Annotated in this window: 25 protein-coding genes and 1 riboswitch; of the genes, 11 read left to right on the top strand and 14 right to left on the bottom strand. The window is 71.1% G+C overall.

Annotated elements, in window-relative coordinates; genetic code table 11:
* Positions 1 to 2: 2 nt before the first annotated feature.
* The gene (locus ESP57_RS13340) at positions 3 to 1,124 is read right to left on the bottom strand and encodes a DUF2207 family protein (protein ID WP_129231925.1); all 1,122 of its coding nucleotides are present in this window, start codon (positions 1,122 to 1,124) and stop codon (positions 3 to 5) included.
* Between the two features lie 138 nt (positions 1,125 to 1,262).
* Between ESP57_RS13340 and ESP57_RS13345 the strand changes: the two genes are divergently transcribed.
* Positions 1,263 to 1,484 carry a hypothetical protein gene (locus ESP57_RS13345; RefSeq protein WP_056011644.1) on the top strand — a complete coding sequence of 74 codons (222 nt, stop codon included), beginning with the start codon at positions 1,263 to 1,265 and terminating at the stop codon, positions 1,482 to 1,484.
* A 74-nt stretch (positions 1,485 to 1,558) separates the two neighbouring features.
* Here the strand turns inward: ESP57_RS13345 and ESP57_RS13350 are convergent, their stop codons facing one another.
* Together ESP57_RS13350 and ESP57_RS13355 are read right to left on the bottom strand one after the other, a co-directional pair.
* Positions 1,559 to 2,587: an FUSC family protein gene (locus tag ESP57_RS13350; RefSeq protein WP_115961576.1), complete on the bottom strand. Its 1,029-nt coding sequence runs from the start codon at positions 2,585 to 2,587 to the stop codon at positions 1,559 to 1,561.
* Between the two features lie 10 nt (positions 2,588 to 2,597).
* Complete coding sequence (locus ESP57_RS13355; protein WP_129231926.1) at positions 2,598 to 4,526, bottom strand: BCCT family transporter; 1,929 nt, start codon at positions 4,524 to 4,526, stop codon at positions 2,598 to 2,600.
* A gap of 151 nt (positions 4,527 to 4,677) precedes the next feature.
* Here ESP57_RS13355 and ESP57_RS13360 point away from each other — a divergent pair, with 151 nt between their 5' ends.
* From ESP57_RS13360 to gap, 5 genes are all read left to right on the top strand, one after another.
* On the top strand, positions 4,678 to 6,333 hold the full coding sequence (locus tag ESP57_RS13360; RefSeq protein ID WP_129231927.1) for a DUF885 family protein: 1,656 nt from the start codon (positions 4,678 to 4,680) through the stop codon (positions 6,331 to 6,333).
* 32 nt (positions 6,334 to 6,365) lie between these two features.
* Positions 6,366 to 7,304, top strand: a complete 939-nt coding sequence (locus ESP57_RS13365; RefSeq protein WP_243648528.1) for a 5'-3' exonuclease — start codon at positions 6,366 to 6,368, stop codon at positions 7,302 to 7,304.
* Positions 7,305 to 7,407: 103 nt separating this feature from the next.
* Complete coding sequence (locus ESP57_RS13370; protein WP_129231928.1) at positions 7,408 to 8,322, top strand: DMT family transporter; 915 nt, start codon at positions 7,408 to 7,410, stop codon at positions 8,320 to 8,322.
* Positions 8,323 to 8,366: 44 nt separating this feature from the next.
* Complete coding sequence (locus tag ESP57_RS13375) at positions 8,367 to 9,320, top strand: GlxA family transcriptional regulator (protein WP_056011622.1); 954 nt, start codon at positions 8,367 to 8,369, stop codon at positions 9,318 to 9,320.
* 121 nt (positions 9,321 to 9,441) lie between these two features.
* Entirely contained in the window at positions 9,442 to 10,446 is a 1,005-nt protein-coding gene (gene gap / locus ESP57_RS13380; RefSeq protein ID WP_115960688.1) for a type I glyceraldehyde-3-phosphate dehydrogenase, read from the top strand.
* A gap of 87 nt (positions 10,447 to 10,533) precedes the next feature.
* Here the strand turns inward: gap and ESP57_RS13385 are convergent, their stop codons facing one another.
* From ESP57_RS13385 to ESP57_RS13430, 9 genes are all read right to left on the bottom strand, one after another.
* On the bottom strand, positions 10,534 to 11,853 hold the full coding sequence (locus tag ESP57_RS13385; protein WP_129231929.1) for an MFS transporter: 1,320 nt from the start codon (positions 11,851 to 11,853) through the stop codon (positions 10,534 to 10,536).
* Positions 11,850 to 13,439: a bifunctional hydroxymethylpyrimidine kinase/phosphomethylpyrimidine kinase gene (locus tag ESP57_RS13390; protein ID WP_129231930.1), complete on the bottom strand. Its 1,590-nt coding sequence runs from the start codon at positions 13,437 to 13,439 to the stop codon at positions 11,850 to 11,852. The genes ESP57_RS13385 and ESP57_RS13390 overlap by 4 nt, the downstream gene beginning before the upstream one ends.
* On the bottom strand, positions 13,436 to 14,098 hold the full coding sequence (gene thiE / locus ESP57_RS18745) for a thiamine phosphate synthase (RefSeq protein ID WP_129231931.1): 663 nt from the start codon (positions 14,096 to 14,098) through the stop codon (positions 13,436 to 13,438). The genes ESP57_RS13390 and thiE overlap by 4 nt, the downstream gene beginning before the upstream one ends.
* The gene (gene thiM / locus ESP57_RS13400; protein ID WP_207904547.1) at positions 14,095 to 15,006 is read right to left on the bottom strand and encodes a hydroxyethylthiazole kinase; all 912 of its coding nucleotides are present in this window, start codon (positions 15,004 to 15,006) and stop codon (positions 14,095 to 14,097) included. Before thiM ends, thiE begins: the two co-directional genes overlap by 4 nt.
* A riboswitch (TPP riboswitch) is annotated at positions 14,997 to 15,109 on the bottom strand. (Overlaps the previous gene by 10 nt.)
* A gap of 62 nt (positions 15,110 to 15,171) precedes the next feature.
* On the bottom strand, positions 15,172 to 15,891 hold the full coding sequence (locus tag ESP57_RS13405; protein WP_129231932.1) for a hypothetical protein: 720 nt from the start codon (positions 15,889 to 15,891) through the stop codon (positions 15,172 to 15,174).
* Between the two features lie 119 nt (positions 15,892 to 16,010).
* The gene (locus ESP57_RS13410; RefSeq protein ID WP_207904548.1) at positions 16,011 to 18,095 is read right to left on the bottom strand and encodes a fibronectin type III domain-containing protein; all 2,085 of its coding nucleotides are present in this window, start codon (positions 18,093 to 18,095) and stop codon (positions 16,011 to 16,013) included.
* Between the two features lie 56 nt (positions 18,096 to 18,151).
* Complete coding sequence (locus tag ESP57_RS18610; protein ID WP_207904549.1) at positions 18,152 to 19,054, bottom strand: fibronectin type III domain-containing protein; 903 nt, start codon at positions 19,052 to 19,054, stop codon at positions 18,152 to 18,154.
* A gap of 26 nt (positions 19,055 to 19,080) precedes the next feature.
* The gene (locus ESP57_RS13425; protein WP_165877475.1) at positions 19,081 to 20,481 is read right to left on the bottom strand and encodes a dicarboxylate/amino acid:cation symporter; all 1,401 of its coding nucleotides are present in this window, start codon (positions 20,479 to 20,481) and stop codon (positions 19,081 to 19,083) included.
* 240 nt (positions 20,482 to 20,721) lie between these two features.
* Positions 20,722 to 21,153, bottom strand: a complete 432-nt coding sequence (locus ESP57_RS13430; RefSeq protein ID WP_129231937.1) for a hypothetical protein — start codon at positions 21,151 to 21,153, stop codon at positions 20,722 to 20,724.
* A 78-nt stretch (positions 21,154 to 21,231) separates the two neighbouring features.
* Here ESP57_RS13430 and ESP57_RS13435 point away from each other — a divergent pair, with 78 nt between their 5' ends.
* Both ESP57_RS13435 and ESP57_RS13440 read left to right on the top strand, forming a co-directional pair.
* A complete protein-coding gene (locus ESP57_RS13435) occupies positions 21,232 to 21,783 on the top strand; it encodes a hypothetical protein (RefSeq protein WP_129231938.1) in 552 nt (183 codons plus the stop codon).
* Between the two features lie 98 nt (positions 21,784 to 21,881).
* Positions 21,882 to 22,439, top strand: a complete 558-nt coding sequence (locus ESP57_RS13440) for a dihydrofolate reductase family protein (RefSeq protein ID WP_129231939.1) — start codon at positions 21,882 to 21,884, stop codon at positions 22,437 to 22,439.
* Positions 22,440 to 22,566: 127 nt separating this feature from the next.
* Here the strand turns inward: ESP57_RS13440 and ESP57_RS13445 are convergent, their stop codons facing one another.
* Entirely contained in the window at positions 22,567 to 23,043 is a 477-nt protein-coding gene (locus ESP57_RS13445; protein WP_129231940.1) for a DUF4442 domain-containing protein, read from the bottom strand.
* Positions 23,044 to 23,158: 115 nt separating this feature from the next.
* Positions 23,159 to 24,034, bottom strand: a complete 876-nt coding sequence (locus ESP57_RS13450) for an SDR family oxidoreductase (protein ID WP_129231941.1) — start codon at positions 24,032 to 24,034, stop codon at positions 23,159 to 23,161.
* Between the two features lie 98 nt (positions 24,035 to 24,132).
* Between ESP57_RS13450 and ESP57_RS13455 the strand changes: the two genes are divergently transcribed.
* The 3 genes from ESP57_RS13455 (at position 24,133) to ESP57_RS18750 (ending at position 26,467) form a co-directional block, all read left to right on the top strand.
* On the top strand, positions 24,133 to 24,498 hold the full coding sequence (locus tag ESP57_RS13455; protein WP_129231942.1) for a winged helix-turn-helix transcriptional regulator: 366 nt from the start codon (positions 24,133 to 24,135) through the stop codon (positions 24,496 to 24,498).
* Between the two features lie 22 nt (positions 24,499 to 24,520).
* Positions 24,521 to 24,925, top strand: a complete 405-nt coding sequence (locus ESP57_RS13460; RefSeq protein WP_129231943.1) for a hypothetical protein — start codon at positions 24,521 to 24,523, stop codon at positions 24,923 to 24,925.
* 153 nt (positions 24,926 to 25,078) lie between these two features.
* On the top strand, positions 25,079 to 26,467 hold the full coding sequence (locus ESP57_RS18750; protein ID WP_243648529.1) for a hypothetical protein: 1,389 nt from the start codon (positions 25,079 to 25,081) through the stop codon (positions 26,465 to 26,467).
* The last annotated feature ends 187 nt before the right edge of the window (positions 26,468 to 26,654 follow it).

A 26,654-nucleotide genomic window follows, 5' to 3' on the forward strand; every position in this document is an offset into this window, starting at 1 on the left:
CGTTACAAGTTGAACAGTTCGAAGACGCCGCCGATGACATTGCCCGCGCCGTCGGCGAGGTCCCCGACGGCCGAGGTCAGCTCGACGACGCTGCCGGCAGCTTCGATCGCGACGGCGATCTCGGCGGTGACGTCGACGAGGTCGCCGAGGCTGTCGAGGTTCGTCGTCGCGAGCTCTGCGTGCTCGAGCTTCAGCTTCGCGAGCCACTCGCGTTCGAGCCCGAAGACGACGGCGTACGGCAGCAGCCGTTCGTGCAGGTGGAAGCGGGCGATCGGGTCCGCCCCCGGCGCCACGGACGACGCGGGCGACACGGCCGCCGGCGCGAGTGCCCCGGGAACGTCCGGCGTCACGACAGCCTCGGATGCCGCGGCATCCGTCGTGCGCAGCTCTGCGCCGCTCGGTGACTGCAGCACGCGGAGCCGGTCGGCTTCCGCGAGCTCGAGGTACTGCTTCAGGCCGGCGAGGTGCTCGCGGCGGGCGTCGGCGGCCGGCAGGAACTTGCGCCACGACGAAGGCGTCACGAAGATCGTCGCGATCGTCGCGGCGATCGCGACGAGCGTCGCGATGAGCGCGCCCCATTCGCCGCCGATGATCGTGAAGACGAGGAAGAGCGCCTCGACGAGCATGCCGAGGTAGGCGAGGACGGTGAGGGTGACGCCGGGCCACGTGACACGGCGCTCGGCCACGAGCCCGTCGCGCGCGAGGGCGTGCTCGGTGTTCAGCAGCAGGCTCTTCAGCCGCCCGGCCAGGGCGCGGCGATCGGCCGAGAAGCGGCGCACGCGCGTGCTCGTGTGCTCGGGGCCGAAGAGGGCTTCGAGCAGTGCCGCCTCCTCGGCGGTGAGCACCGTTCCCGAGACGAGTTCGACGCCGATGGGTTCGCGCTTGCCCGCTCCGGCGATCAGGTGGATCTTGCGCTTCACCGCGAGGTCGATGAGGGCAGCGGATGCCGCGCGCCGATCGGCATCGACGAGCAGCGCATCCCGCAGCACCGTCGTGTCGCGCGCGGGGGCGTACTGCACCACGCGCGGCGTGAGGCGCTGGGCCGCGACCGCGCGCGCGACCAGCCCGAGCCCCAGGATGAGGAACGCGGGCAGGATCGCGAAGACGAGGACGGCGGTCAGCACGCGCCCAGTCTAGGGATTCGGCGACCCGGCGAGCGGGAACGCGGGGTCAGGCGGTCGCTGGCCTGCGCGTGTGCGGCGGTCGGGCGACGCGCCTGCACGGTGCCGCGGATGTCGGAGGCCCGGCGTACCGTGACAGCCATGACGAAGCAGATGCAGCACTCAGCACCCCACCTGGTGATCGATGAGCCGTGTCCCCGCTGCGACTCGCTCGCGGTGCGCGCCATCGTCTACGGACCGCTCGACTTCGAGGTCGAGGCGGGCGATGCCGCCGGCGCGCTCGCGCACGACGAGGAGCCCATCTTCGACTGCCGCGAATGCGGCTTCCAGTGGGGGGCGGCGGTGCGCGACCGCCTGAGCTGACGAATGCCAGCTGACAAAATTCCAGCTGACGAATCGCGAGCCGACGAGTTCCGGGCACGAGTCGCGAGCCGAGGCTACTCCTCGACGAGCTCGTCGCGGATGCGGCGAAGGTCCTCCATGAGGGAGCCGATCAGGATCCAGTGACCGGACTTCGGCGGCCTGATCACGAGCGGTGACGTCAGGGCCGGGATCGCCGAGGTGGGCGGTTCGGGGTCGACGTCGGCGAGGTGCACGGCGAGCCGCACGTCGTGGGCGGCCCGGCGCAACTGCTCGGCGATCGCCTGCACGGTGGGCTCGTCGGCGAGCGCCGCGTCGTAGTGGTCGAAGAAGGCCCGCGTCATGCCGATCACCTGGGTGACGATCGGGCTCAGGCGCTCGAGCAGCGTGCGCATCTCGATGAGCTCGGTGCGGTGCGCGGAGCGTCGGGGATTCAGCGTGAGCGATTCCTCACCTGTGGCGATCGAGGCATCCGCTGCATCGCGCATCGGCCGCATGAGCCGCGCCTCGACCATGAGACGCTGCAGGTCGGCGGGCGTCTGCGGGCTCTCGAGCGCACTCGCGAGGCGGTCGAGGGAGCCCGCGAGTTCACCGCCGAGGAGCGCGAGGTCGCGCCGCGCCGGCGAGACGGTGACCGGCGGCACGATGAGCGCGTTCACGATGATGCCGATCGCCGCGCCGATCAGGGTCTCGAGGATGCGGTCGACGGCGTACTCGGGCGACGAGGAGCCGAGCGCGAGCACGAGCATCGCGCTGATCGCGACCTGGTTCGAGGTTCCGGGCGTCATCTTCAGCGCCCACGCGACGAGCATCGCGATCACGATCGTGACGAGGATGATCCAGCTGTTCACCCCGAAGACGAGCGACGCGGCAGTGGCGACGATCACGCCGAGGATCACCCCGATCGACCGCTCGATCGCCTTGCCGAACGACTGGTTCACGCTCGGCTGCACCACGAGCAGCGCCGCGATCGCCGCGAAGACGGGCAGCGGCCCCGGGATCAGCCAGCCGGCGATGAGCCACGCCGCGATCGTCGCGGCCGAGGCCTTCGCGACCTGCAGGATCGGCACGCGACGGGAGGCGCGGAACGTGCCGGTGATGCCCATGCGGACCACGCTACTGCGGGATGCCGCGGGGCTCGTCTTCGCCGTGCTCGGGGATGTCGGGGTCGTCGGTGACGGCCAGCGGGTCGTGGTCGACGATCTCGTCGACGTCGGCGGTCGGCACCGAGTCGGGCAGGGCGTTCTCCTCGGCGAGTGTCGCGGGGGAGGCGCGGCGGGGCGCCGCGGCATCCGTGCCCAGACGGAGGCGCTTGCGCAACCCGCTCACCCACTTCGGCTGTCCCGCGACGAGACCGCGCTCGAGCGGTTCCTCGACCTCGAGCCCGTAGTGCTCGCCGATGTGGTCGATGAACTGCGCGCGCTCGGCCTTCGCGTAGGCGCGGCGCTCCCGGGTGAAGGCGATGATCGTCGACCAGCAGATGAGCAGCATCACGATGCTGAACGGCAGCGCGATGATGATCGCGGCCGTCTGCAGGGCCTTGAGCCCGCCGCTGAGCAGCAGTGCGATCGCGAGCAGCGCCGTGATCGCGGTGAAGATCGTGCGCACCCAGCGTTTCGGGTTCAGTTGGCCGCCCGTCGCGATCATGCCCATCACGAGTGCGCCGGAGTCCGCCGAGGTGATGAAGAAGATCGTGATGAGCAGGATCACGCCGACCGTCAGCACCGGGGTGCCGGGAATGTAGGTGAGCAGCTCGAAGAGCGCCGCCTCGACGTTCACGCTGCCGTCGGGTTGGGTGAGCGCGCCGGGGTCGGCGAGCTCGATCGCGAGCGCCGAGCCGCCGAGCACGGCGAACCAGAGGATGCCGATGAGGGTCGGCACGAGGATGACGCCCGCGACGAACTGGCGCACGGTGCGCCCCTTCGACACGCGGGCGATGAAGATGCCGACGAACGGCGCCCACGAGATCCACCAGCCCCAGTAGAACGAGGTCCACGCGGCCTGCCACTCCTCGCCCTCGGTGCCCTGGAAGGCGCTCACGTTGAAGGAGAGGCCGATGAAGTTCTTGATGTAGTTGCCGATCGACTGCACGAACTCGCGCAGCAGGAACTCGGTCGGCCCGAGCGCGAGCACGTAGACGACGAGGATGCCGGCGAGCACGAGGTTCGCCGTCGACAGCCACTTCATGCCCTTCGTGACCCCGGAGAGCACCGACCACAGCACGAAGACGGAGATGACGAGGATGATGACGACCTCGCTGAGCGCGGTCGGTTCGAGGACGCCCAGGTAGTCGAGGCCGGCGCTGATCTGGAGCACGCCGAGCCCGAGCGAGGTGGCGACGCCGAAGAGCGTGCCGACGAGGGCGATGACGTCGATCGTGTGCCCCCAGCCGCCCTCGACGCGCTTGCCGAGCAGCGGCTCGAGGGTCCACCTGATGGAGATCGGCCGGCGCCGGCGATGGATCGCGTAGGCGAGCCCGAGCCCGACGACGACGTAGATCGACCAGGCCTGCACGCCCCAGTGCAGGTAGGTCTGGCTGAGGGCCTGCTGCGCGAGCGCCTCGGGCGTGCCGACGACACCCGGTCGCGGCGAGACGAAATGGCTGAGCGGCTCGCTCACGCCGTAGAAGACGAGCCCGATGCCCATGCCGGCGGCGAAGAGCAGCGAGAACCACGAGAGCAGCGAGAACTCGGGCTCGTCGTCGTCGCGGCCGAGCTTGATGTCGCCGAACCGGCTGAAGCCGACGAACAGGCAGAACGCCACGAAGAACGCGGCGATGAGCACGTAGTACCAGTTGAAGGTGTTGACGATGCTCGACTGGATCGCGCCGAACATTGCCTCGGCCGCCTTCGGGGCGATGAGCGCGAAGGCGACGAACAGGGCGACGACGCCCGCGGCAGGCCAGAACACCCAGCGCTGCACGGGCGGAAGCGATCGGTGCGGCTTCGCACCCGCGGCATCGGTCGTGCCCGCGGCATCCGCTGCCCGTGCCGGGGTTCCGCCCGGATCGGAGTGCTCGGTCGGCTCGTTCGTCGTACCGCTCATACGCCCACGGTATCGAGGCGAGCACGGCGCCGCATCGGCACGCGCCGGTCGCGCCGGGGCCGGTGCGGGGGCCGGTGCGGGTGCCGCGGCGTGCCGTCGCCGTGCCCGTCCGCGACTCCTCGTGTCGGACGCGGGGACTATCGTGGCGCGCATGGTCTCCATCGACGCCGACCTCGCACGCCTCGGCACCGAGTTCTGGCAGTGGCGTGCCGCGAACTCCTTCCGCACATCCGACGACATCCCGCGCATCGAGCGGCCGCCCGGCTGGGTGCCGCGATTCGATCCGGCGAGCATCGACGCGCAGCGGCGCGAGCTCGAGCCGTTCGTCGAGCGGTGGCGGGCGACGGATGCCGCGGCGCTGCCGATCCCCGACCAGGTCGACCACCGGCTGCTGGGGTCGGCGCTCGCGCGGGTGCGCTGGGAGCTCGACGTGCTCCGCAACTGGGAGCGCGACGCCGTCTTCCTCACGAGCCAGGTCCTCGGTCCGTGGTTCGACCTGCTGCTCGCGCCACCGTTCGGCGCCGAACGGCAGTCAGATCTCGTCAGCGTGCTCGGCGCCGTTCCGCAGGCGGTCGAGCAGGCGATCGCGAACCTCGAGCGCGCCGGGGTCGCCGCTCTGGCACGGGTGGCGGCGGCCGAGCTCGCCGACATCGGCCCGCGCCTCGCCGATTCGGTGGCGGCGCTCGCCGGGCACGTCGATGCCGCGACGGCGACCGCGCTCGCCGAGGCGCAGCCCGCCGCGAGCGCGGCGCTCACGCGGTATGCACGGTGGCTCGAGGCATCCGCTGACCGGCTCGGCCCCGAGGTCGTCGTCGGCCGCGAGGCCTTCGTCTGGTACCTGCGTCAGGTCGCGCTCGTGGCGGCCGAGCCCGAAGAGCTCGTGCGCGGTGCCCTGCAGGAGTACCGGCGTGCGATCGCTGCTGAGACGATCTCGCGCAACGCCCATCGCGACGCAGCGGAGGCGCCGCTCGCCATCGACGTCGCCGCCGAGATCAGGGCCCAGGCCGAGGCGGAGGAGGAGGTCCGGAGCCTGTACGAGCGTGAAGGCCTGCTGAGCCAGCCCGACTCGCTGCGCCGCTACCGATTCGCGGCGTACCCGGCCTACCTCGCGCCCGTCGCGTTCCTCGGTGTCACCGACGACCTCACGAACGAGCAGTCGCGCGAGCTCGATGCGGTCTCCTACGTGCCGGCACCCGCAGCCGATCTGCCGTACTTCGACGCCGCGAACGCCCGCGATCCGAGACTCGGCATCATCCACGAGGGCGCGCACAGCCAGCAGCTCGCACTCTCGTGGGGGCACCCCCGCGCCATGCGGCGTCACTATGTGGACTCGGTCGCCAACGAGGGCATCGCTCACTACAACGAAGAGCTCATGCTCGATGCCGGCCTCTTCGACGATGCGCCGCACTCGCAGACGACGGTGCACAACTTCATGCGGCTGCGCGCGCTGCGGGTGGTCGTCGACGTGAACCTCGCGACGGGGGTCTTCAGCCTCGACGAGGCGATCGGCTTCTTCGTCAGGCTCGTGCCGATGGATGCCCCGACGGCCACCGAAGAGACCTCCTACTATGTGGCGACCCCGGGTCTCGCGATGTCGTACCTCGTCGGCAAGCTCGAGGTGAAGCGCCTGCTCGCCGACGCGGTCGTCGCAAGCGGCGACGACTTCTCGCTCCGGGAGTTCCACAATTCCCTGTGGCTGAACGGCAATGTGCCGGTGTCGCTGCAGCGCTGGGAACTGCTGGGCGATCGCGGTGACGTCGACGTGATCGATGCCGCCGGCGACTGGGCCGAGACCTTCCCGGGGTAGGAGCGCGGCCGGTGCCGTGCCATGATCGGCCTGTGGCCGACCGACTGATGCTCCTCGACACCGCTTCGCTCTACTTCCGCGCGTTCTACGGCGTGCCCGACTCGATCACGGCGCCCGACGGCACCCCCGTGAACGCCGTGCGCGGGCTGCTCGACATGATCGCGCGGCTCGTTCCCGACTTCGAGGCGACGCACCTCGTCGCCTGCTGGGACGACGACTGGCGCCCGGCGTGGCGGGTCGAGCTCATCCCGAGCTACAAGGCGCACCGTGTCGAGCGGGCCGTGCCCGGCGGCGTCGACGTCGAGGAGACCCCGCCCGGACTCATCGTGCAGATCCCGCGCATCCGCGAGGTCCTCGGCCTCCTCGGCATCGCCATCGTGGGCGCGCCGGAGCACGAGGCCGACGACGTCATCGGCACGCTCGCGACCGGTGCCGACCTGCCCGTCGACGTCGTCACGGGTGACCGCGACCTCTTCCAGCTCGTCGACGACGAGGCATCCGTTCGGGTCGTCTACACCGCGCGCGGCATGAGCAGGCTCGAGGTGCTGACCGATGCCTCGGTCGTCGGCAAGTACGGCGTGCTGCCCCAGCAGTACGTCGACTTCTCGGTGATGCGCGGCGACTCGTCCGACGGGCTGCCGGGGGTCGCCGGCGTCGGCGAGAAGACCGCCGCGTCGCTGTTGCAGCAGTTCGTCGACCTCGACGGCATCAGAGCGGCGGCAGCGGATGCCTCGGTGCCGATGTCGGCGAGCGTGCGCGCGAAGTTCGCCGCCGCCGCCGACTACCTCGACGTCGCCCCGACCGTCGTCGAGGTCGTGCGCGACCTCGATCTCGGCGAGTTCGACTCGCAGCTGCGACCCGTCACCGGGGCTCGCCGTGAGGCGCTCGAGGCGCTCGCGACGGAGTGGAACCTCGGCGGGTCGGTGCCCCGCGTGCTCGCGGCGCTCGATGCGCTTCCGCCTGCCGGGTGACGCCGCGGCCATCGGGAGCGCCATCGGTGGCCATGGCGGGATGTCGCGGTGATTCGGCAGCGGATCCGTCGCGGCCCGGTGGGTCGACGAGCAGAATGATCCGGTGACTCGTCGAGGGCTGATCCTGTTCGCTGCGCTCGGCATCGCCTGGGGCATCCCGTACCTGTTCATCAAGGTGGCGGTGAGCGAACTCGACCCCGCGATGGTGGTGCTCGGGCGATCCGCGCTGGCCGCGATCCTGCTGCTGCCGCTGGCCTTCTTCCGCCGCGAGGTGGCGACCGTGGTGCGACGTTGGAAGCCGATGCTCGCGTACACGATCGTCGAGATCATCCTCCCGTGGTACTTCCTGAGCTCGGCGGAACAGCGCCTGCCCAGCTCGACCGCGGGGCTCCTGCTCGCCACCGTGCCGCTCGCCGGTGTGGCGATCGCGTTCGCGATGGGCCGCCCCGAGCGGCTCTCGCGCCTGAACTGGCTCGGGCTCGCGCTCGGCATGCTCGGCGTCGCGGCGCTCGTCGGCCTCGACATCGCCGGTTCCGACCTGATCGCGGTCGCGCAGATGGCGGTCGTCGTCGTCGGCTACGCCCTCGGCCCGGCCATCCTCGCGCGATGGATGTCCGACCTGCCCGGCGTCGGCGTCGTCGCCGTCTCGCTCGCGGCGACGGCCGTCGTCTATGTGCCGTTCGTGCTCTTCACGGGCGGCTGGCCGACCGCGTGGCCGTCGCAGGCGGTCATCGTGTCGATCGTCGTGCTCGCCGTCGTCTGCAGTGCACTCGCATTCCTGCTCATGGTGGGCCTCGTCGCCGAGATCGGCCCGGTGAAGGCCACGGCGATCACCTACGTGAACCCCGCCGTGGCGATCCTCGCCGGTGCGCTCGTGCTCGGCGAGCGGGTGACGGTGTGGACCATCGTCGGGTTCGCCCTCGTGCTGGCCGGCTCGTATCTCGTGACTCGCCGGCGGCGCGCGCCCGTCGCGGTCGAGGGGCCCGAGGCGGCGCCGGCGCAGCAGCGGCGCGCCTGAGCGGCAGGTGGCCGAATCCTTTCGGCACATGGCATTCTGGCCGGATGACTCGCCGCAACCATCGCGTCGCCGTGCTCGTGCTGCCCGGGGCGAAGCCGCTCGACGTCGGCATCCCGGCCCAGGTGTTCTCGACCCGTGCGAGCATGCCGTACGAGGTGCGCGTGTGCGGGGCGGCGCCGGGACTCGTCACGGGTGGCGACGGGCTCTCGTACCACGTGGCCGACGGGCTGGACGCGCTCGAATGGGCCGAGACGGTGTTCATCCCGGGATACCGGCATCCCGACCGCGAGGAGCCGCCGGCCGAGGTCGTCGACGCACTCCGGGCGGCCCACGCGCGCGGAGCGCGACTCGCAGCGATCTCGACGGGGGCGTTCGCGCTCGCCGCGACGGGGCTCCTCGACGGACGCCGGGCCACGACGCACTGGCACTACACGCGCGCGCTCGCCACGAGGCATCCGCTCGTCGAAGTCGACACGAACGTGCTGTTCGTCGACGAGGGGGCCGTACTGACCTCGGCCGGCGCGGCATCGGGCATCGACCTGTGCCTCCACCTCGTGCGCCGCGATCACGGCGTCGCCGTCGCGAACCACGCGGCCCGGCGGCTCGTCGCCGCCCCGTACCGCAGCGGGGGTCAGGCGCAGTATGTTCCGCGGAGCCTGCCGCCCGAACTCGGGCCCGTGTTCGCGGCGACGCGGGAGTGGGCGCTGCGCCGGCTCGACGAACCGCTCACGCTCGACGCGCTCGCCCGCAACGCCAACGTCTCGCCGCGCACCTTCTCGCGCCGCTTCGTCGAGGACACCGGGTACACGCCGATGCAGTGGGTGCTGCGGGCGAGGGTCGACATGGCACGTGAGCTGCTCGAACGCAGCGACCTCGGGGTCGAGCAGATCGCCGCGCGCGCAGGCCTCGGCACCGGGGCGAACCTGCGGCTCCACTTCCAGCGCATCCTCGGGGTCACGCCGAGCGACTACCGGCACACCTTCGCCGCGGGGGAGTGAAGCGGGGCCGGGCTGCATCGGGTTGGCGAGATCCTTACGGATACTGACCTGCACGCCACTCGCGCGAAGTCGCCAGTACGGCGAGGGTTGAAGGGTCCGGATCGAAAGGAACCCCTCCGCCATGACCACCCGCATCGCCATCAATGGCTTCGGCCGCATCGGCCGCAACGTCGTGCGCGCACTCGTCGAGCGCGGCGCCGACCTCGAGCTCGTCGCCGTCAACGACCTCACCGACCCCGCCGGCCTCGCGCGTCTGCTGAAGTACGACAGCACCGCGGGCCGCTTCGGCTCCTCCGTCGAGGTCGACGGCGATGTGCTCGTCATCGACGGCCGTCGCGTCAAGGTGCTCGCCGAGCGCGACCCCGCGAAACTGCCCTGGGGCGAGCTGAACGTCGACGTCGTGCTCGAGTCGACCGGCCGCTTCACCGACGCCGAGGCCGCGAAGGCGCACCTCGCCGCCGGCGCGAAGAAGGTGCTCGTCTCGGCTCCCTCGAAGGGCGCCGACGTCACGCTCGCCTACGGCGTGAACACCGAGGCCTACGACGCCGACTCGCACGTCATCGTCTCGAACGCGTCGTGCACCACGAACGCGCTCGCGCCGCTCGCGAAGGTGCTCGACGACCTCGCCGGCATCGAGCACGGCTTCATGACGACGATCCACGCCTACACGCAGGACCAGAACCTGCAGGACGCGCCCCACTCCGACCCGCGTCGTGCCCGCGCCGCGGCCGTCAACATCGTGCCGTCCTCGACCGGTGCGGCGAAGGCCATCGGCCTCGTGCTGCCGAAGCTCGACGGCAAGCTCAACGGCGACTCGATGCGGGTGCCCGTGCCGGTCGGCTCGATCGTCGAGCTCAACACGACCGTCTCGAAGGACGTCACCCTCGACGAGGTGCTCGCCGCCTACAAGGCCGCGGCCGAGGGCCCGCTCAAGGGCGTGCTCGAGTACTCCGACGAGGCGCTCGTCTCGACGGACATCGTCGGCAACCCGCACTCGTCGATCTTCGACGCCGACCTCACCCGGGTCGACGGCCGCCACATCAAGGTCGTCGCGTGGTACGACAACGAGTGGGGCTTCTCGAACCGCGTCATCGACTCGCTGACGCTGCTCGGCGCGTCGGCGTAGGCATCGCCCCTGGCGCCGAACGGGCCCGCCTCCGATGGAGGCGGGCCCATTCGCGTCCCCGGCTCGCGGCCGTCGATGCGCGAGGGGTCACCCCGGGCGGCGGTCCGCTTCGCGCGGCGCGATCGCCGTACCGACCAGCCCGACGAGCGCCGCGACGGCCATCATGACGGCGATCGGCCACCAGTGACCGGCCTGGGCGAGCAGTGCGGTCGCCGCGAGCGGGGCGAGCCCGCCGCCGACGATCGCGCCCGCTTCGCGCCCGATCGAGATACCCGAGTACCGCACGCGCGTGTCGAACATCGCGGTGAAGTAGGCGGGCTGCACCCCGTCGGAGGCCGAGTTCACGATGCCGATCGCAGCGACCACGACACCGATGACGAGCGCCGCCGACCCCGTGTCGAGCACGAGGAAGATCGGCGCGGCCAGCAGGGCGAAGGCGACGAGGCTGCCCACCACGAGGCGGCGTGCGCCGATGCGGTCGCCGAGCGCGCCCCAGAACGGGCAGAGCACCGCGGCGACCGCCGCTCCGACGAGCAGCGCCGTGAGGGTGACCTCGCGGGGCATGCCGACGACCGTCGTCGCGTAGCTCAGGCAGAACACCGAGACGACGTAGAAGGTCGTGTTGACCCCGACGCGCACGAGGAAGACGGCGAGCACGCCGCGGGGCCGGCGCAGCACCTCGGCGATGGGCCGCCGCGCCTCGCGACGCGCCTCGAGCATCGCGACGAACTCGGGCGACTCGTCGACCCGGCGGCGCAGGCGCCAGCCGATCGCGACGAGCACGAGACTCGCGAGGAACGGCACCCGCCAGCCCCAGTCGTAGAGCGCCTGCTCGTCGAGCAGGGCGACGAGCAGCACGAAGGCGAGGTTGCCGAGGATGAGCCCCAGGTACACCGCGCTCGAGATGAACGCCCCGCGGAACCCGCGCCGCATCGGCGACTGCTCGAGGGCGAGCAGCACGGCGCCGCTCCACTCGCCGCCCGTCGCGAGGCCCTGCACGAGCCGCAGCACCACGAGCAGCACGGGCGCGAGCGCTCCGACCTGCGCGTGGGTCGGCAGCAGGCCGATGAGGGCGGTGGCGACGCCCATCGTGAGCAGCGTCGCCACGAGCACGCGCCGACGACCGAAGCGGTCGCCGAGGGAGCCCGAGACGAGGCCGCCGAGCGGCCGCGCGACGAAGCCCGTCGCGAACACGGCGAACGAGAGCAGCAGGCTCGTGAGCTCGTCATCGGCGGGGAAGAACAGCGTCGGGAAGACGAGTGCCGCGGCCGTGCCGTAGAGGAAGAAGTCGTACCACTCGAGCACGGTGCCGAAGGCCGCCGCGGTGAGGGCCCGGCGGCTTCGGGTCGGGTCGGAGGCGGGACCCGCGGCGGGCGCGGTCTCGAGCGCCGTCGATGCGCCGCTCATGCGGTCACCCCCGCCGTCCGCTCGCCCGCCGGCTCGCGAGCCGGCACCGTCGCGAGCGGAGCCGCGAAGAAGGCCAGTTCGTGCCGTGACGAGGCGACGAACGCGCGGTGCATCCGCTCTCGTACGGCCGGCGTGGCGCGGGAGGCGGCCGCGGTCGTGATCGCGATCGCCTCCCGGGTCGCGATCGCGAACGCCGGGTCGGCGTAGGTCGCGAGCCATGAGGCGTACGGATGCCCCGGATCGAGCGCCTTCGCCCCGAACTCGCCTGCGGCGAGACGTTCTCCGAGGTCGGTGTAGATCCAGAAGCAGGGCAATAGTGCGGCGACCAGCACGGCGTAGTCGCCGCGCGCCGCCGTCGCGAGCAGATGGTCGAGATACGCCGTCGTCGCGCCGTCGGGTTCGGCGACCTCGCGCTCGCCCTGCCCGTCACGGGCGCTGCGCCCGGCCGCCGGGCCGAGCCAGCTCTCGTGCAGCTCGAGCTCGCCGACGATCGAGCCGTGCGCGGAGTTCGCCCAGAACGCCTGCGCCGGAGCATCCGGTGCGAGTCGCGCCGCCTCCGCGAGCACGCGGGCGTAGTCGTGGAGGTACAGGGCGTCCTGCGCGAGGTAGCCGAGGAACGGCTCGCGAGCGAGGGAACCGTCGGCGAGGCCGCGGATGAACGGCAGCTCGTCGATCTCCCGCCGCACGCCGGCGATGCCGGCCCACCATTCGGCCTCGACCTCGGTCTGCGTCGGCGCGGTGCGGGTGCCGCCGCGCTCCCAGAGGCCGGCGAAGTGGTTGATCGGGCCGTGCCCGCCGCCGACCCCGAGCGCCTCACCGTGGCGGAGCGATTCGCGGAGCCACCGCCGGGCTTCGGCGATCGCGGCCGGCCAGTCGCCGTGCTCGGCGGCAAGGGTCGCGATCGCCGAGGAGAGCGAGCAACCGGTGCCGTGGGTCGCCGTCGTGGCGATGCGTTCGCCGCCGAAGTCGACGATCGTCGCGGTACCGGCGTCGACGAGGGCGTCGGGTGCGGCGTCGCCGGGCAGGTGACCGCCCTTCGCGAGCACCCGCACGCCGTATCGCGCCGAGACGCTCTCGGCCTGCGCGATCGCCTCGGCCCACGTCGCCGCGACGACGGGAGGACCGTCGCCGGTACCCGCGAGCACCGCGAGCTCGCCGAGGTTCGGGGTGACGAGGTCGGCGAGCGGCAGCAGCTCCCGGATCGCCTCCTCGGCGTCGGCGTCGAGCAGGCGGTCGCCGCTCGTGGCGACCATGACCGGGTCGAGCACGACGATCGGCGGGCGGGTGCGTGCGAGCCACTCGGCGACGGTCCGGATGACCTCGGCGTTCGCGAGCATGCCGAGCTTCACCGCGTCGATCGTGATGTCGTCGCTGATCGCGTCGAGCTGTGCCGCGAGGAAGCTCGCCGGCGGCACGTGCACCTCGCGCACGCCCCGCGTGTTCTGCGCGGTGAGGGCGGTGATCGCGGCCATGCCGTAGCCGCCGACGGCCGAGATCGACTTCAGGTCGGCCTGGATGCCGGCGCCACCCGAGGGGTCGCTTCCGGCGATGCTCAAGACTCGTGCGGTCACCACTCGTGCGCTCATCGTGCCGCCTCCCATCGGGTCGTGAGATCGCGGGCCACGGCGCGCGGGTCGTCGGCCGTGCAGATCGCCGAGACGAGGGCGACACCGGCGGCACCGGCGCTACGGAGCGGTGCCACGTCGGACAGCGTGATGCCGCCGATCGCGACGCACGGCAACTCCGCCTCGGCGGCGAAGCGGGCGAAGCCGTCGATGCCGAGGGCCGGCGGATGGTCGGGCTTCGTCGCCGTCGGCCGGATGACGCCGACGCCGAGGTAGTCGACCGTGCCGCGCGGCATCCGGCGCAGTGCCTCGAGGTGGGCGGGCGCGTTCGCGGTGAGGCCGACGACGGCGTCGGGGCCGAGCCGGTCGCGGGCGATCGCCGCTGCGGCGTCGCCCTGGCCGAGGTGCACGCCGTCGACGGGCAGTCCGCTCGCCCGCGCGGCGATCGCGAGGTCGAGGCGGTCGTTCACGAGCAGCGCGGCGCGACCGTCGATCGCGGTCGCGAGGTCTTCGAGCAGTCGGAGCAGGTTGGAGGTGCTGTCGACCTTGTCGCGCAGCTGCACCACGCGCACCCCGCCGTCGACGGCCGCCCCGACCACCGAGGCGACACCGCGCTCGCCGCAGAGTGCGGCATCGGTGACGAGATAGGTCGAGAGGTCGAGAGCGGTGCGGGCGCTCACGAGCGCACCAGCGCAGCGGCGGCGTCGGCGGCGTCGATGCCCGTGACCTCGCCGGCGACCCCGCTCGCGTCGACGGTCGTGACGCGCACCCGTGCGCGTTCGACGACCTGTTCGGCCGTGAGCTGCGCGAGCGCGTCGAGGAAGCGCGGGGCGAAGGTTCCCGGGCCCACGGTGCCCACTCCGCCCGGATCGGCCGCGGCGATCTCGGCGGCCACCGTGTAGACGAGGGTCGCCGCGACGGCGCCCGCGAACGGGTCGTCGCTTGCCGCGAGGAAGGCCGCGGTCACCGCCCCGAGCGCGCAGCCGCCGCCCGTCACGAGGGTGAGGAGCGGGTCGCCGTTCGCGACGCGGGCGATGCGGCGGCCGTCGGTGATGAGATCGACCGGGCCCGACACCGCCACGACCGAACCGTGCGTCGCCGCGAGGTGAGCCGCGGCATCCGCTGCCGAGTCGGTGGCATCGGAGGCGTCGACCCCGCGGCCTCCGGCCCCCGCTCCGGCGAGCGCCATGATCTCGCTCGCGTTTCCGCGGATCACGGTCGGCCGACCGGCGAGCAGTTCGTGCGCGAGCGCCGTGCGCACGGGCAGCACGCCGACGGCGACAGGATCGAGCACCCACGGGGTGCCGGCCGCGTTCGCCGAGGGCACCGCCTCCCGTGCAGCGTCGCGCTGCTCCTCGGTGGGGGTGCCGAGGTTCACGAGGAGACCCGAGGCGATGCCGGCGAACACGCCGGCCTCACCGCGGATGTCGACCATCGCGGGCGCCGCGCCGAGCGCGAGCAGTGTATTGGCCGTCACGTTCGTGACGACCTTGTTGGTGATGCACTGCACGAGCGGCGTCGCCTCGCGAACGAGGTTCAGCAGTTCGGCCGAGTGCCGGGCAGGGTCGATGGACAGACGATCGCTCAACGCGACATCCCTTCGCTAGTTCGAACTAGATCAGGTTCGACGGGTGTGTTCTCAGCCATGCCCGCTTCGGGTGAAGCGGCGCACGGCACCCCGTGTCACTGCGGTCTAGCCTAGTGGGCGGCGAGGTCGGCTCGAGTGAGCGGATGTCTCAGAGGGTCATGCCGTTCAGCGCGCCATGCGCAGCGGGTTGTCGCGAGCGAGCTCGACGACGATTCCCCGGTCGGCTCCGGGGTCGGCGCGGTCGTACCAGAGCCGTGTCGTGTCGCCGACCTTCACGTCGCCGGCCCGGCGGATGAGCATCGTGCGCTCGACCCAGCGCTGCGCGCCGGAGGCATCCGTGAACGTGAAGGTCACCGCCGCCCACAGTCCGCGGCTGGAGGGGTTCGGCCCGGGCGGCACGCGGGTGACCGTCGCCGTGGTCTCGACGCCGTCCGTCAGCGTCTGCAGCTCGCGCGCGGAGCGGCGGCGCTGCCGACCGCGAGCGACGAATGTCATGACCCACACGAACACGCCGAATGCGATGAACAGCAGTCCGAGCCAGCCGGGGAAGTCGAGGAGCGAGGCTCCGCGCTGCAGCACCGGCCAGGCAAGCCCTGCGCCGAGCAGGAACAGCGCGAGCCCGAGCACGAGGGGCCCGTTGCGCCACGACCCGAACGTCGCGATCGAGAAGATGAGGAATCCGCCCCAGGCGATGATGCCGCTCACGATGGCGACGACCTGCAACGCGGCATCCGCGGTGTCGATGCCGTCGACGAACAACCGGCCCCAGACGAAGCCGGCCGTCGCGAACGAGGCGAGGAGCACGGCGCTGACGATGTTGCGCACGACGGGCCGGCGGCGCTCGGTGCGGAGGCGGCGGGTCTCGCTCGGGTCGGTGAGGCTCATGCCTCATCCCAGCATGGCGAGGGGACTCACGGCAACGAGGGTGGCTTCGCCGCGGCGGGGCCAGCACAGAACGGGGGCAGATGCCACGTGGCACCCACCCCCGATCGGTGTGTGTCGGCTCAGCTCGCGCGACGAGCCCGCACGCGGACGATCCCGTACGCCGCACCGCCGGCGGCGATCAGCGCGAGCGCCAGCCATCCGAGCAGGTCGACGAGCGGAGCTCCGGTGGAGGCCAGGCCCGCGTTCGCCGAGGCCGCGCCCGCCGCGGCGATCGTGATCGACGACCTCGCGACCTCGACGCCGTCGATCGTCACGACGATCGAGTGCGCCCCCGTGGGCGTCGACGCGGGGATGGTCCCCGTGAACGTGAATCCGCCGTCGCCGTTCGTCGTCACCGAGCCGAGCGTCTGCGGCGTCGAGTGGAGCTCGACCGCGACGTCGTCGACTCCGGGCGCGAGGTCGCTGCCGACGACCGTGATGCGGCCACCGGGCACGAGGTCGCCGGTCACCTCGACCGAACCCTTCACGGTGGTCGGGTCCACCGCGGGCGGCGCCACCACGGTCACGGCCGCCGACGAAGCGGATGCCGCGGAGGTGCCGACGGTGTTCCGTGCGGCGACGGTCGCCGTGTAGTCGCCGCCCGCGAGGCCGGTGAAGGTTCGCGTCGTCGTGCCGGCGGGCACCGAGACCGGGGCGGCGCCGTTCAACGAGACGAGGTACTCCGTGATCGGTGAGCCGCCGTCGGCGGGCGCCGTCCACGACACGGCTACGTCGGTGCCGGTGACCGTCGCGACGGGGGCGTCGGGCGTCGCCGGTGCGGTCGCGACGACCTCGGGATCGTACGGCAGCGCGCTGAAGAAGGTGCCGACCGCCGCGATCGCCTCATCGGCGAAGGCGAGCTGCGCAGCGAGACCCGCGGGGTCGGGCCGGTCGGCGTATCGCCCGGGCAGGTCGTTCACGTACCACCACTCGGTCATGTACTCCTTGTAGGTGCCGTCGCCGTTGGAGTGGATCCACTGCTGCGCGATCGGTGCCGGCTGGCCGCCGACGGTGCGGGAGCGGTCGTACTCGAGCAGGTAGGGCACCTGGAGCTTCTTCGCCGTGGCGAGCGCCTTCGAGGTGTCGCCGCCCGGGAAGTAGTCGACCTGGCCGGAAACCCCGGGAACGTACTGCGTCGCGAGGTTCGGCAGGTACTTCGTGACGAGGTCGCCGTAGAAGTCGGCGAACTCCGAGCCCGTGTCGCGGATGTGCAGGTCGTTGCCCGAGTTGCCGTCGAGGCGCAGGTCGAAGAAGTAGACCTTCGCGACGTCGTTCGCGACGGCCTGCCGGTTGACCTCCTTCAGCACGGCGCGGGTGTTGTGGCACCACGTGCCGCCGAAGAGCAGCACGTAGTCGCCGTCGCTCTCGAGCAGGTTCACGAGCTCGGGGTAGGTGACCGTCTGCACGCGCCAGTCGGCATCGGCATCGTCGAGCACCGTCGCCCCGCCGTAGACGTCGCGGCCGCCGTAGGCGGAGGCGTGCTTGGCGTTCACGACTTCCGAGGTGAACGTGAACTGCGAGCTCGTGTCGAGGTCCGCTGCCGTGCCGAGCACTGCGGCGACCTCCGCCTGGTAGGCCGCGAGCGCGGCCGGGTCGGCGAGCTGCCCGGCGGTGACCGGTGCCGTGATCGCCGAGACGATGCGGTCCTCGGCACCGTCCGCGAGGTGAGAAGAGTCGTAGACGAACAGCGTCGGGTCGTCGCCCCCGTCGAACGGGGTCTGCGTGTCCTTGCCGAGGGCGTTCGCCACGAGCCGCGCCCAGAGCGGGGCCACGTCGGCATTCGTCGTCGTGCGGATGTCGAGGCGATTGCCGTCGAGACGCGGGTCGAAGTTGTAGATGCGCTCGACACCCGCGGCCTTCGCGACCTCGTTGATCGGGCCGACGGTCGCCGCCGTCTGGGCGTCTTCGGGTCCGCCGATGAGGAACGCGAAGCGCCCCTCCTGGCCGAGCAGGTACTCGAATCGCTCGAAGGTGACGGTCTCGTAGACGCTGTCGGAACCGAGGCCCTCGTACGCGTCGGCGAAGTAGTCGACGGTGTCGGTCGGGCTCTCGGGAGCTGCAGTCGCCGGAGCGGCCGCGACACCGCCGAGCACGACGGTGCCGGCGATGGCGAGCGCCGTCAGCATCGCCGCCCGCCTCGGGGTGGGGCGCTGGTGGTCGGGCACGGTGCTTCCTCTCTGTTGGGGGTGGAGCTGGGGCTGTCGGAGACGGGACGGGCCGGTCATTCGGGCACGGATGTCTCGTCGGGCTGGTCGGCCTGGGGCGACGCGATCGCGCGGCGACGGGCGAACAGCCGCTGGCCGAGCAGTGCGAGGGCTCCCACGGCCACGAGGGCGACGAGGATGCCGGCACCGGCGAGCCACTCGGGGGTGCCGCCGCTCGAGGCCGCGGTGTTCTCGACGGCCTGCGCGGTGGGCTTCGCGGTCGATGCGCTGATGGTCACCGACTTCGACACGCTCGACACGGGGGACTCGCCGACGGCGTTCACGGCGACCAGAGTCGCCGTGTAGGCACCCGCGCCGAGCACGGTGAAGGTGTGCGAGGTCGCCGTCGCGGCCAGCGGGATCGCCGTGCCCTTGTTGAGCGAGAGCTTGTAACCCGTCACCGGGGATCCGCCGTCGGCCGGCGCCGCCCAGGTCACGGTGAGCGAGCTGCCCTTGGCGGCCAGACGCGGGGCGGCCGGGGCGAGGGGAGCGGTCGCAGCGACAGCCGCCGGTGCGGCAGCGCCGGGCTCCGACGCGCTCGCCGATTCATCCGACTCGCCGGAGTCGCCCTCCGACGTGCTCCCGGAGCTGCTGCCGCCGGAGGTGCCCGGGTTCGGGGCGGGCGCCGGTGCCGGTGCGGGCGCGGGGGCCGGGGCGGGTGCCGGCGCAGGTGCCGGGGCGCCGCCACCGCCGAGCGCGGGCGGCGGATCCTCCTGCGTGCTGTCGTACGGGTAACCACCCGCGTCCTCGCAGGCTCCGAGGTCGAAGTTGATGGAGCAGAGGTCGCAGACGTCGCCGGCGGCCTGCGCCGAGCTGCTGCTGAAGAGCACGAGCGTCGGCACGCTGATGGCGAGCGCGAGGGTCGCCGCGAAGCCGCGGAGGCCGCGAGCGCGGCGAGCGAATCGGGGTCGGGAGGTCATGAGGGTCTTCCTTCTGGTCGGCCGGCTCAGCGGCTGGCGGCGAGTTCGGGGGAGTGGGAGGTGATCGTCTCGGGGAGGTCCGGGTCGTCGAGGTCGTCGCGGTGCACCGCGCGGCCGGCGAAGATCTCGTCGTCGAGCGCGCCGGCCCGGCGTGCGACGATCGCGGCACTGGTGGCGGCGGCGGTGACGTTCGCCATCGTGCTCGCGGTGCCCGCGATGGCGCTGATCGGAATCAGCAGCACGAGCACTTCGATGGGCAGCCCGACCGCTGTCAGCACCGCCGTCGCCGTCACGATCGCGGTGCCGGGCACTCCGGCGGTCCCGAGCGAGACGAGGAGGCCCAGCACGACGAGCACGACGTAGTCGAGCACCGTGTACTCGATGCCGAGGGCGTTCACCGTGAAGACGGCGACGAGCGTGGGCCAGATGCCGGCGCATCCGGGCATGCCGATCGTCGTGCCGATCGGTGCGGTGAAGCCGGCAACCTCGTCCGAGACGCCGATCTTGCGGGTCAGCGTCGAGATCGTGAGCGGGAGCGTGCCGATACTCGACTGCGTCGTGAACGCCGTGTACTGCGCCGGCGTCAGCAGGCGGAAGAACCGCAGCGGGTTCAGGTCGGCGAAGACCCGCAGCAGTACGCCGTTGACGAGGTAGGCGTCGACGAAGCACGCGACGAGCGCGATGACGAGCACGCCGACGAGGGCGAGCGCCGTCTCGATGCGCGCCACCGCCGTCGAGGTCGTGACGGCCACGAGGGCGAGCACCGCGTACGGGGTCAGGGCGATGATGAAGCCGACGGCCTTGAAGAGCACCCGGCGCGTGGCATCCACGAACTCCTTGAACGGCCGTACTTTCTCGGCGTTCTTGTCGGCGACGATCAGGTACGAGACGGCGATCAGCAGCGTGAACAGGATGATCGCGATGATGTTGTTCGACGAGATGTCGCCGACGACGTTGTTCGGGAAGAGCCCGACGATGACCTCGTCGAGCGGCGCGAGCAGGCCGGTGAGGGCCGAGCCGTCGACGCCCGCGAGCTCGAGGTTCGCTCCCTTGCCGATGCCCGTCGCAAGCGCGAGCCCCAGCGTCAGCAGGATCGCGATGAGGTTCGTCGCGAGGAGCCAGAAGACCGAGCTCAGGCCGATCGTGCGGAGTTTCGCGAGGCTGCCGAGCGAGGTGACGCTCGAGAGCACCGAAACGATGATGAGCGGCGCGACGACCGCCGTGATGACGTTGACGTAGATCGTGCCGATGACGTCGACGTAGTCGAGGTGCCCCTGGAAGAGGAGGCCGACACCGATGCCGACGACGAGCGCGATGACCGTGAGCAGGGTGAACTTCGCACCCGCTCGGCGCAGCAGGAACAGGCCGACGAAGAGCACGGCGATGAGGGCGAGGGCGGCGAGCGAGAGCCAGTCGAGGTCAGCCACGACGGCCTCCGAGCGGCGCGGATGAGGTGCGGATTCGGTGCATGGGCTCGACGGTATTGACCGACGGATGCCTCGGGGCATCGGGTGTCGCACTGTGAATGCCTATGACGGCATACGTCGCTGAGCGTGCTGAATCGGCGTCACTCGATGTCGTTCGGTGGCGTTCCGCGACGTCGGATGACGCGGGCCTGCGTCGCCCATATGACGCTCTGCGTCATCGCCGGTCGAGGCGAGCGCGGGTCAGACGTTCACGCCGCTCGGCCCGGTCGGCTCGCCGAACCAGTACGCAGGAGCCGGGAGTTCGACGCCCACCGACGCGAGTGCGATCGCGGCGAAGGCGTAGATCATGATCGCGATCGTCAGCACCCCGAGCGCCATCGTGATCGGAACAGCCGGGGAGACCCTCATGCCTTCGCGGCGATAGCGCGGCGCAGCCATGAATGCGATCCACATCGAGGTCGCGGCGAAGCCCGTGATCCACACCGTGCGGAACGCATCGCCCTCGAGCGGTGCCACGAGGGCGATCACGAGCGAAGCGATCGACATGAGCAGCCCCGTGTACGCGAAGAACCGAGCGAACCCGATGCCGCCGACCTCGTCCTCACCCGTCCACCACGGCCCGTCGGGCCGGTCCGACTCCTCGGACCCGTTCGGCTCGCGCGCATCGCCCATGCTGCGATCGTAGAGCGGATGCCCCCAGTTGGTGTGGGTTCGCTCGATCACCGATGAGCCCCACAGTACGTTCGGAGAATGAGACGCGACTCCGGACACGGGTACAGCTTGAGCGATATGCAGACTTACGGAGCCGAGGATGCCTCGGACCTCGAGACGATCCTCGACGCACTCGACGGAGGCGAAAGCCAGCGCCGGCCTGCTGAACCTGGCAAGGCCTGGAAGAGTATCCTCCGTGCGCCCCGACATGCACTCGGTGCTCTCGACCTCGCCAGCGTGCCGACCGATCCCGGTGTCTGCGTCGTCTTCGATGGCGATGAGCCGGTGTTCGTGGGTCGTGCATCAGGACGGGAGGGCTTGCGCGGGCGCCTTCGGGCACACCGGGCGACCGATACCGACCTGAGCCGAAGCACTCTCCGCGCTAGCGTCGCCGTCGACGTGCTCGGAATCAGCAGGTGGACGGCTCGACAGCGCCCGAGCGTCATCTCCGAGAAGTTCATCGACCCCGTGAATGGGTACCTCGCCGACTGCGTCGTGGCATGGGTCGTGTGCACCGATGAGCCTGCCACCAGGCAACTCAAGTCGCGTCTTCTGGCCGAGTACGTGCCTGAGTACAACCTGGAGGCGTGAGCTGCCCGGTCACGCGATTCCTGACCGATGTCGATCTGCCGCTTCCCCGTTCGACGCCAGAATGAGAGCGGAGATACCGCCTCGGAAGGAACACGAACATGCGCACCCTCATCGTCACCGAGTTCATCAGCCTCGACGGGGTCATCGACTCGCCCGGTGGCGGCTCGCACCCGCGGGCCGGCTGGACCTTCACGGACATCCCGTTCGTCGAGGAGGCGTACGAGCTCAAGGGCCGCGAGCAGCTCGAGGCCGGTGCGATGCTCATCGGCCGCGTCAGCTACGACGAGTTCGCTCCCGTCTGGCCGACGATGGTCGACGACTTCGCGGAGTACAACGCGATGCCGAAATACGTCGTCTCGAGCACCCTGACCGACCCCGAGTGGAACAACACGCACGTGCTGCGCTCGCTCGACGACGTCGCGAAGCTCAAGGAGGGCGACGGCGCGCCCATCATCGTGCACGGCAGCGCCACCCTCGCGAAGGGCCTCGCCGCGGCCGGCCTCGTCGACCGTTACCACCTGCTCGTCTTCCCGGTGCTGCTCGGCGACGGCAAGCGCCTCTTCGGTGACGGCGACCCGTATACGCACCTCGACCTCGTCGAGTGCGAGGCCTACTCCAACGGCATCATCAAGCAGGTCTTCGACGTCAAGCGCTGAGCGCCGGCAAGCGCTGAGCCTCACGAGCAGCGGATGCCGCGGCATCCGTCATCTCCTTCCGAAACGGCCGTGTGAGTTCCGCCTCATGTGAGGCGGAGCTCACACGGCGATTCGAGACATCCGTTCGTCACGCGGTCGGACCCGGACCGGTCACCCGCTTCTTCTCGCGCACGTAGACCTCTCGGCGCACTCGGGCGACGACGTCGCCGTCACGATCGGTGATCTCGGTCTCGAACCACTCGAGCACCTTTGCTCCGCCGCGAGCGCGTTCGCGCAGCTCGGCCGTCTTCTCGGGCGACACCGCGAAGTGCGCGGTCAGCACGCCCCGGCCGGGCTTGACGAACTCGATCTCGCCGCGGGTGTCCCACACGATGTAGTCGCGCCCGATCTGGTGCATGACGAGCATGAAGAAGTAGGGGTCGGTCATCGCCGACATCGATCCGCCGAACGCGGTCTTCACGTAGTTGCGGGTGAAGACGTTCACGTGCAGCTCGACGGTCGCACTCGTCCAGTCGGATGCGAAGCGCTTCACGCGGATGCCGCTGAACAGGTTCGGGATCCACAGGCTCATGCCGAGGGCGAGGCGTCGAGGTGTCACGGGCATGTCGACGAGTCTTGCGCGGACCGGTCGGATGTCGCGAGCCGCTTGTAGGCCGTCGACAAGCCCGGCCGGCCGGCGGGTGGGCGGCACGCACGCGCCGCCCACCCGCGCCGTGCGATCAGGCCGCGGCGTCGGCGACGTCGACGACGGCGCGCAGTCCGTCGACGAGCGAGGTCGTGGGGCGGCCGATGAGGCGCGAGAGCGTGCCGTCCGTCTCCGAGAGCGCGCCCTCGCGGATGCCGGAGTCGAGGGCCGCGACGAATCCGGCCGTGTCGGCGTCGAGTCCTGCCGACTGCAGCGCCGCGACGTGCTCCTCGGTCGTGAGCGGGGTGAAGACGACCTCGCGGCCGACCACCTCACCGGCGGCGACAGCGAGTTCGGGGAAGCTCCAGGCGACGTCCCCGCCGAACTCGTAGACCTCGCCGAGGTGACCGTCTTCGAGCAGCACCACGGCGGCGCCCTCGGCGAGGTCGGCGCGGGTGGCGCTCGCGATGCGCCCGTCGCCCACGGACGACGCGATCACGCCGGTCGATGCGGCGCGCGTGACATCCGCTGCGTAGTTCTCGGTGTACCAGTTGTTGCGCACGATCACCGCGGGAACGCCGGAGGCGGCGATCGCCTCCTCGGTGGCCTTGTGATCGGGGGCGAGCACGAGGCTCGTGGTGGTGGCGCGGGGCGCGCTCGTGTAGACGAGCTTCGCGATGCCGGCGGCCTTCGCGGCGTCGATCACGTTCTGGTGCAGCGCGACGCGGCCGCCGGGCACCGATGCCGAGATGAGCAGCACGGTGTCGACGCCGTCGAGTGCCGCCGCGATGGTCTCGGGCCGCGCGTAGTCGAGCTCGGCGGTGCGGATGCCGCGGGCGGCGAACTCCTCGAGCTTCGACGTGTCGCGGGCGGTCGCGACGATGTCGGCGGGGGCGGCGCCGCGGGCGAGCAGCGACTCGACGACGAGGCGGCCGAGCTGGCCCGAGGCGGCGGTGACGAGGATGGTCATGGGTGGTGGTCCTTCCGGTTGCGGTCACCATGGGTCAACCGGATGCTTCGCACCAACCTTCCCTCGCGGTGGTACCCACTTTCAAGTAAGGTACCTACATGGTGGTAAGTCTTGCGGAGATCCGGGAAACGTCGGGCGAAGTATTCACCGACGGGTGCCCAACCCGCGTCGTGCTCGACCACATCATGAGCAAGTGGGGCGTGCTCGTGCTGCTCGCGCTGACCGACGGCACCCACCGCTGGGGCGAGCTGCGCCGCGAGGTGCAGGGCATCAGCGAGAAGATGCTCGCCTCGACGCTGCGCACGCTCGAGGCCGACGGCATCGTCGCGCGCACGTCCTATCCCGAGGTGCCGCCGCGCGTCGAGTACGCGCTGACCGAGCTCGGCCGGGAACTCATGGACCACATGCTGCCCCTCGTGCAGTGGGTGGCGCTGCGCGCCGACGGCATCGTGCGCGAGGCCTGACGCGGCCACTACTCTCGTCACCGTGACCCTTGCTCATGGCGCCCCGCAGCAGCCCGCTCCCTTCCTCGTGTCCATCGGCAACATCCATGCGACGCAGCACCACGCCGTGACGCCGGGCGGCACCTGGCCCATCGGCGAGATCAACGTGTCCACGGCGGACCAGACCCAGGTGACGACCCACACCCCGGCGTGGGCGATCGTCATGGTGGTGCTGTTCATCTGGTTCTTCCTGCTCAGCCTGCTGTTCCTGCTCGCGCGTGAGAGCCGCATCTCGGGCTTCATCACGGTCACCGTCTGGGGACCGGGCGGGCAGTCGTACGTGGAGCACCTCCCGGTGGCGACGGAAGCGCAGCGCGTCGACGTGTTCAACCGGGTGACCTACCTGCAGTCGCTCATCGGAGCGGAACGCCACCGCCTCGGACGTTAGCCGCCCACCTCGGCGCGCACGGCGACGCCCGGCTGAGATGCGTGCGTTGTGCGCCGAACCGCCCTACCATCGGAGGAGCGCACCGGCACCCCCACCCGACGTCGCCACGAGTCGGACCCCCCGCCCTGTCGGTGCGCCAGCCCAGGAGCCCGAGTGACGACCCATCCCGACGACCAGCCCGTGTTCGGGTTCGGCGCGTCCGACGGCGAGCTCGCGCCACGGCCGGGTCGACGCAGCGCCGACGCCGGCGGCACCCTCCGCCCGCGACGCCTTCCGGCACCGGAGTGGGGCAGGCATCCGTCGCCGCGCGACGTGCAGCGCTACTACCTCTGCAGCGAGGAGCCGAGCGGCGAGTTCGTCGAGGTCATCATCCCGGTGACCGATGCCGGTCGCATCCGCTACTTCACGACGAGTGACGGCGACGAGCTGACCGAGGTCGACGAGGACTACTTCGTGCGCCGCCGCGAGGGCAACGCCCGGTCGCTGCTCGAACTCGACGCGCGCGAGATGGCCGAGCTGCAGGCTGAACTCGACTTCGTGCGTCCCGTGCTCGGACGCGATCCGCTCGCCGAGGCAGCTGAGGCAGCCGAGTCGGCTCCGACAGCCGAGTCGGCTGCGGCCGCCGAGTCACGCGAGACAGCGATGGCGGATGTCGCGGAGTCCGCGTCGCTCGCGCCGACTGACGACGACGACCAAGCGCTCGCCGAGGGCGAGCCGACCGAGGTCATCGAGCTCCCGTTCCCGCTTCCGGTGAACGTGCCGGCGTTCGTGCAGTACGTCGAGCCGACGCCCCAGCCGGCAGCCGAAGTGAAGCCGGCAGTCGAGCCGACAGCCGAAGCGGAACCGACGCCGGAGCGAGAGCCGGAGCCGGTGCCGACGTCCGAGCCGCCCGCCCTCGAGGCGGACCCCCGAGACCGTGATGACGATGACGACCAGATGATCGAGGAGTACCACCCAGTGATCGGTTCCAACAGGTTCGAGCAGGTCGAGCCCGGGGCATCCGCGATGCCCGCCAATGTCACCCAGATGCCGATCTCGGTCACCGGACCCGTCGCGCCGCTCGCGCCTGCGGTTCCGGCGGCCCAGCCCGGGCAGGACGTCGACGCTGCGGCCCAGGTCGCGCTCGCCAAGGGCATCGCGTTCGCCGCGCACCGCGGCCAGCTCGACCAGATCGGCGCCGAGTACATCGATCACCCCGGCCGTGTGGCCGAGCGCTTCGACCCCGTCAGCGAGCCGGTGCTCGTCGCCGCCGCGTGGTTGCACGACGTGCTCGAGGACACGGCGGTCACCGCCCAGAACCTGCTCGAGGCGGGCGTGCAGCCCGAGGTCGTCGAGATCGTGCAGCTGCTGACCCGAACTCCGGATGTCTCGGACGACGCGTACTACGCCCGCATCGCTCGCCACCCCGTGGCCCGTCGCGTGAAGCTCGCCGACCTCGATGACAACACCGCCCCGTGGCGGGTGCGTCGCCTCGAGTACGACGTGCAGCTGCGCCTCGCCGAGAAGTACCGCCACGCGCGCGAGGCGCTCAGCGCGAGCTGATCCGCCTTCGCGGTGCCCAGGCTGGCACCATCCTTCGCCCGATTGCGTATGCCAGTTCCCCCTCAGCACTGAGGCGGAATTGGCATATGTGGTTCTCGAGCGGAACCCCCCGGGATGGGGCATTGACATCGGCGCCGACAGGGCGTTGAAAATGCGCGTGCGCGAAATTCGTAGCTGCGCCGAACCG

Origin of the sequence: Agromyces fucosus (assembly GCF_004134865.1) — a bacterium.
Lineage (GTDB): Bacteria > Actinomycetota > Actinomycetes > Actinomycetales > Microbacteriaceae > Agromyces > Agromyces fucosus.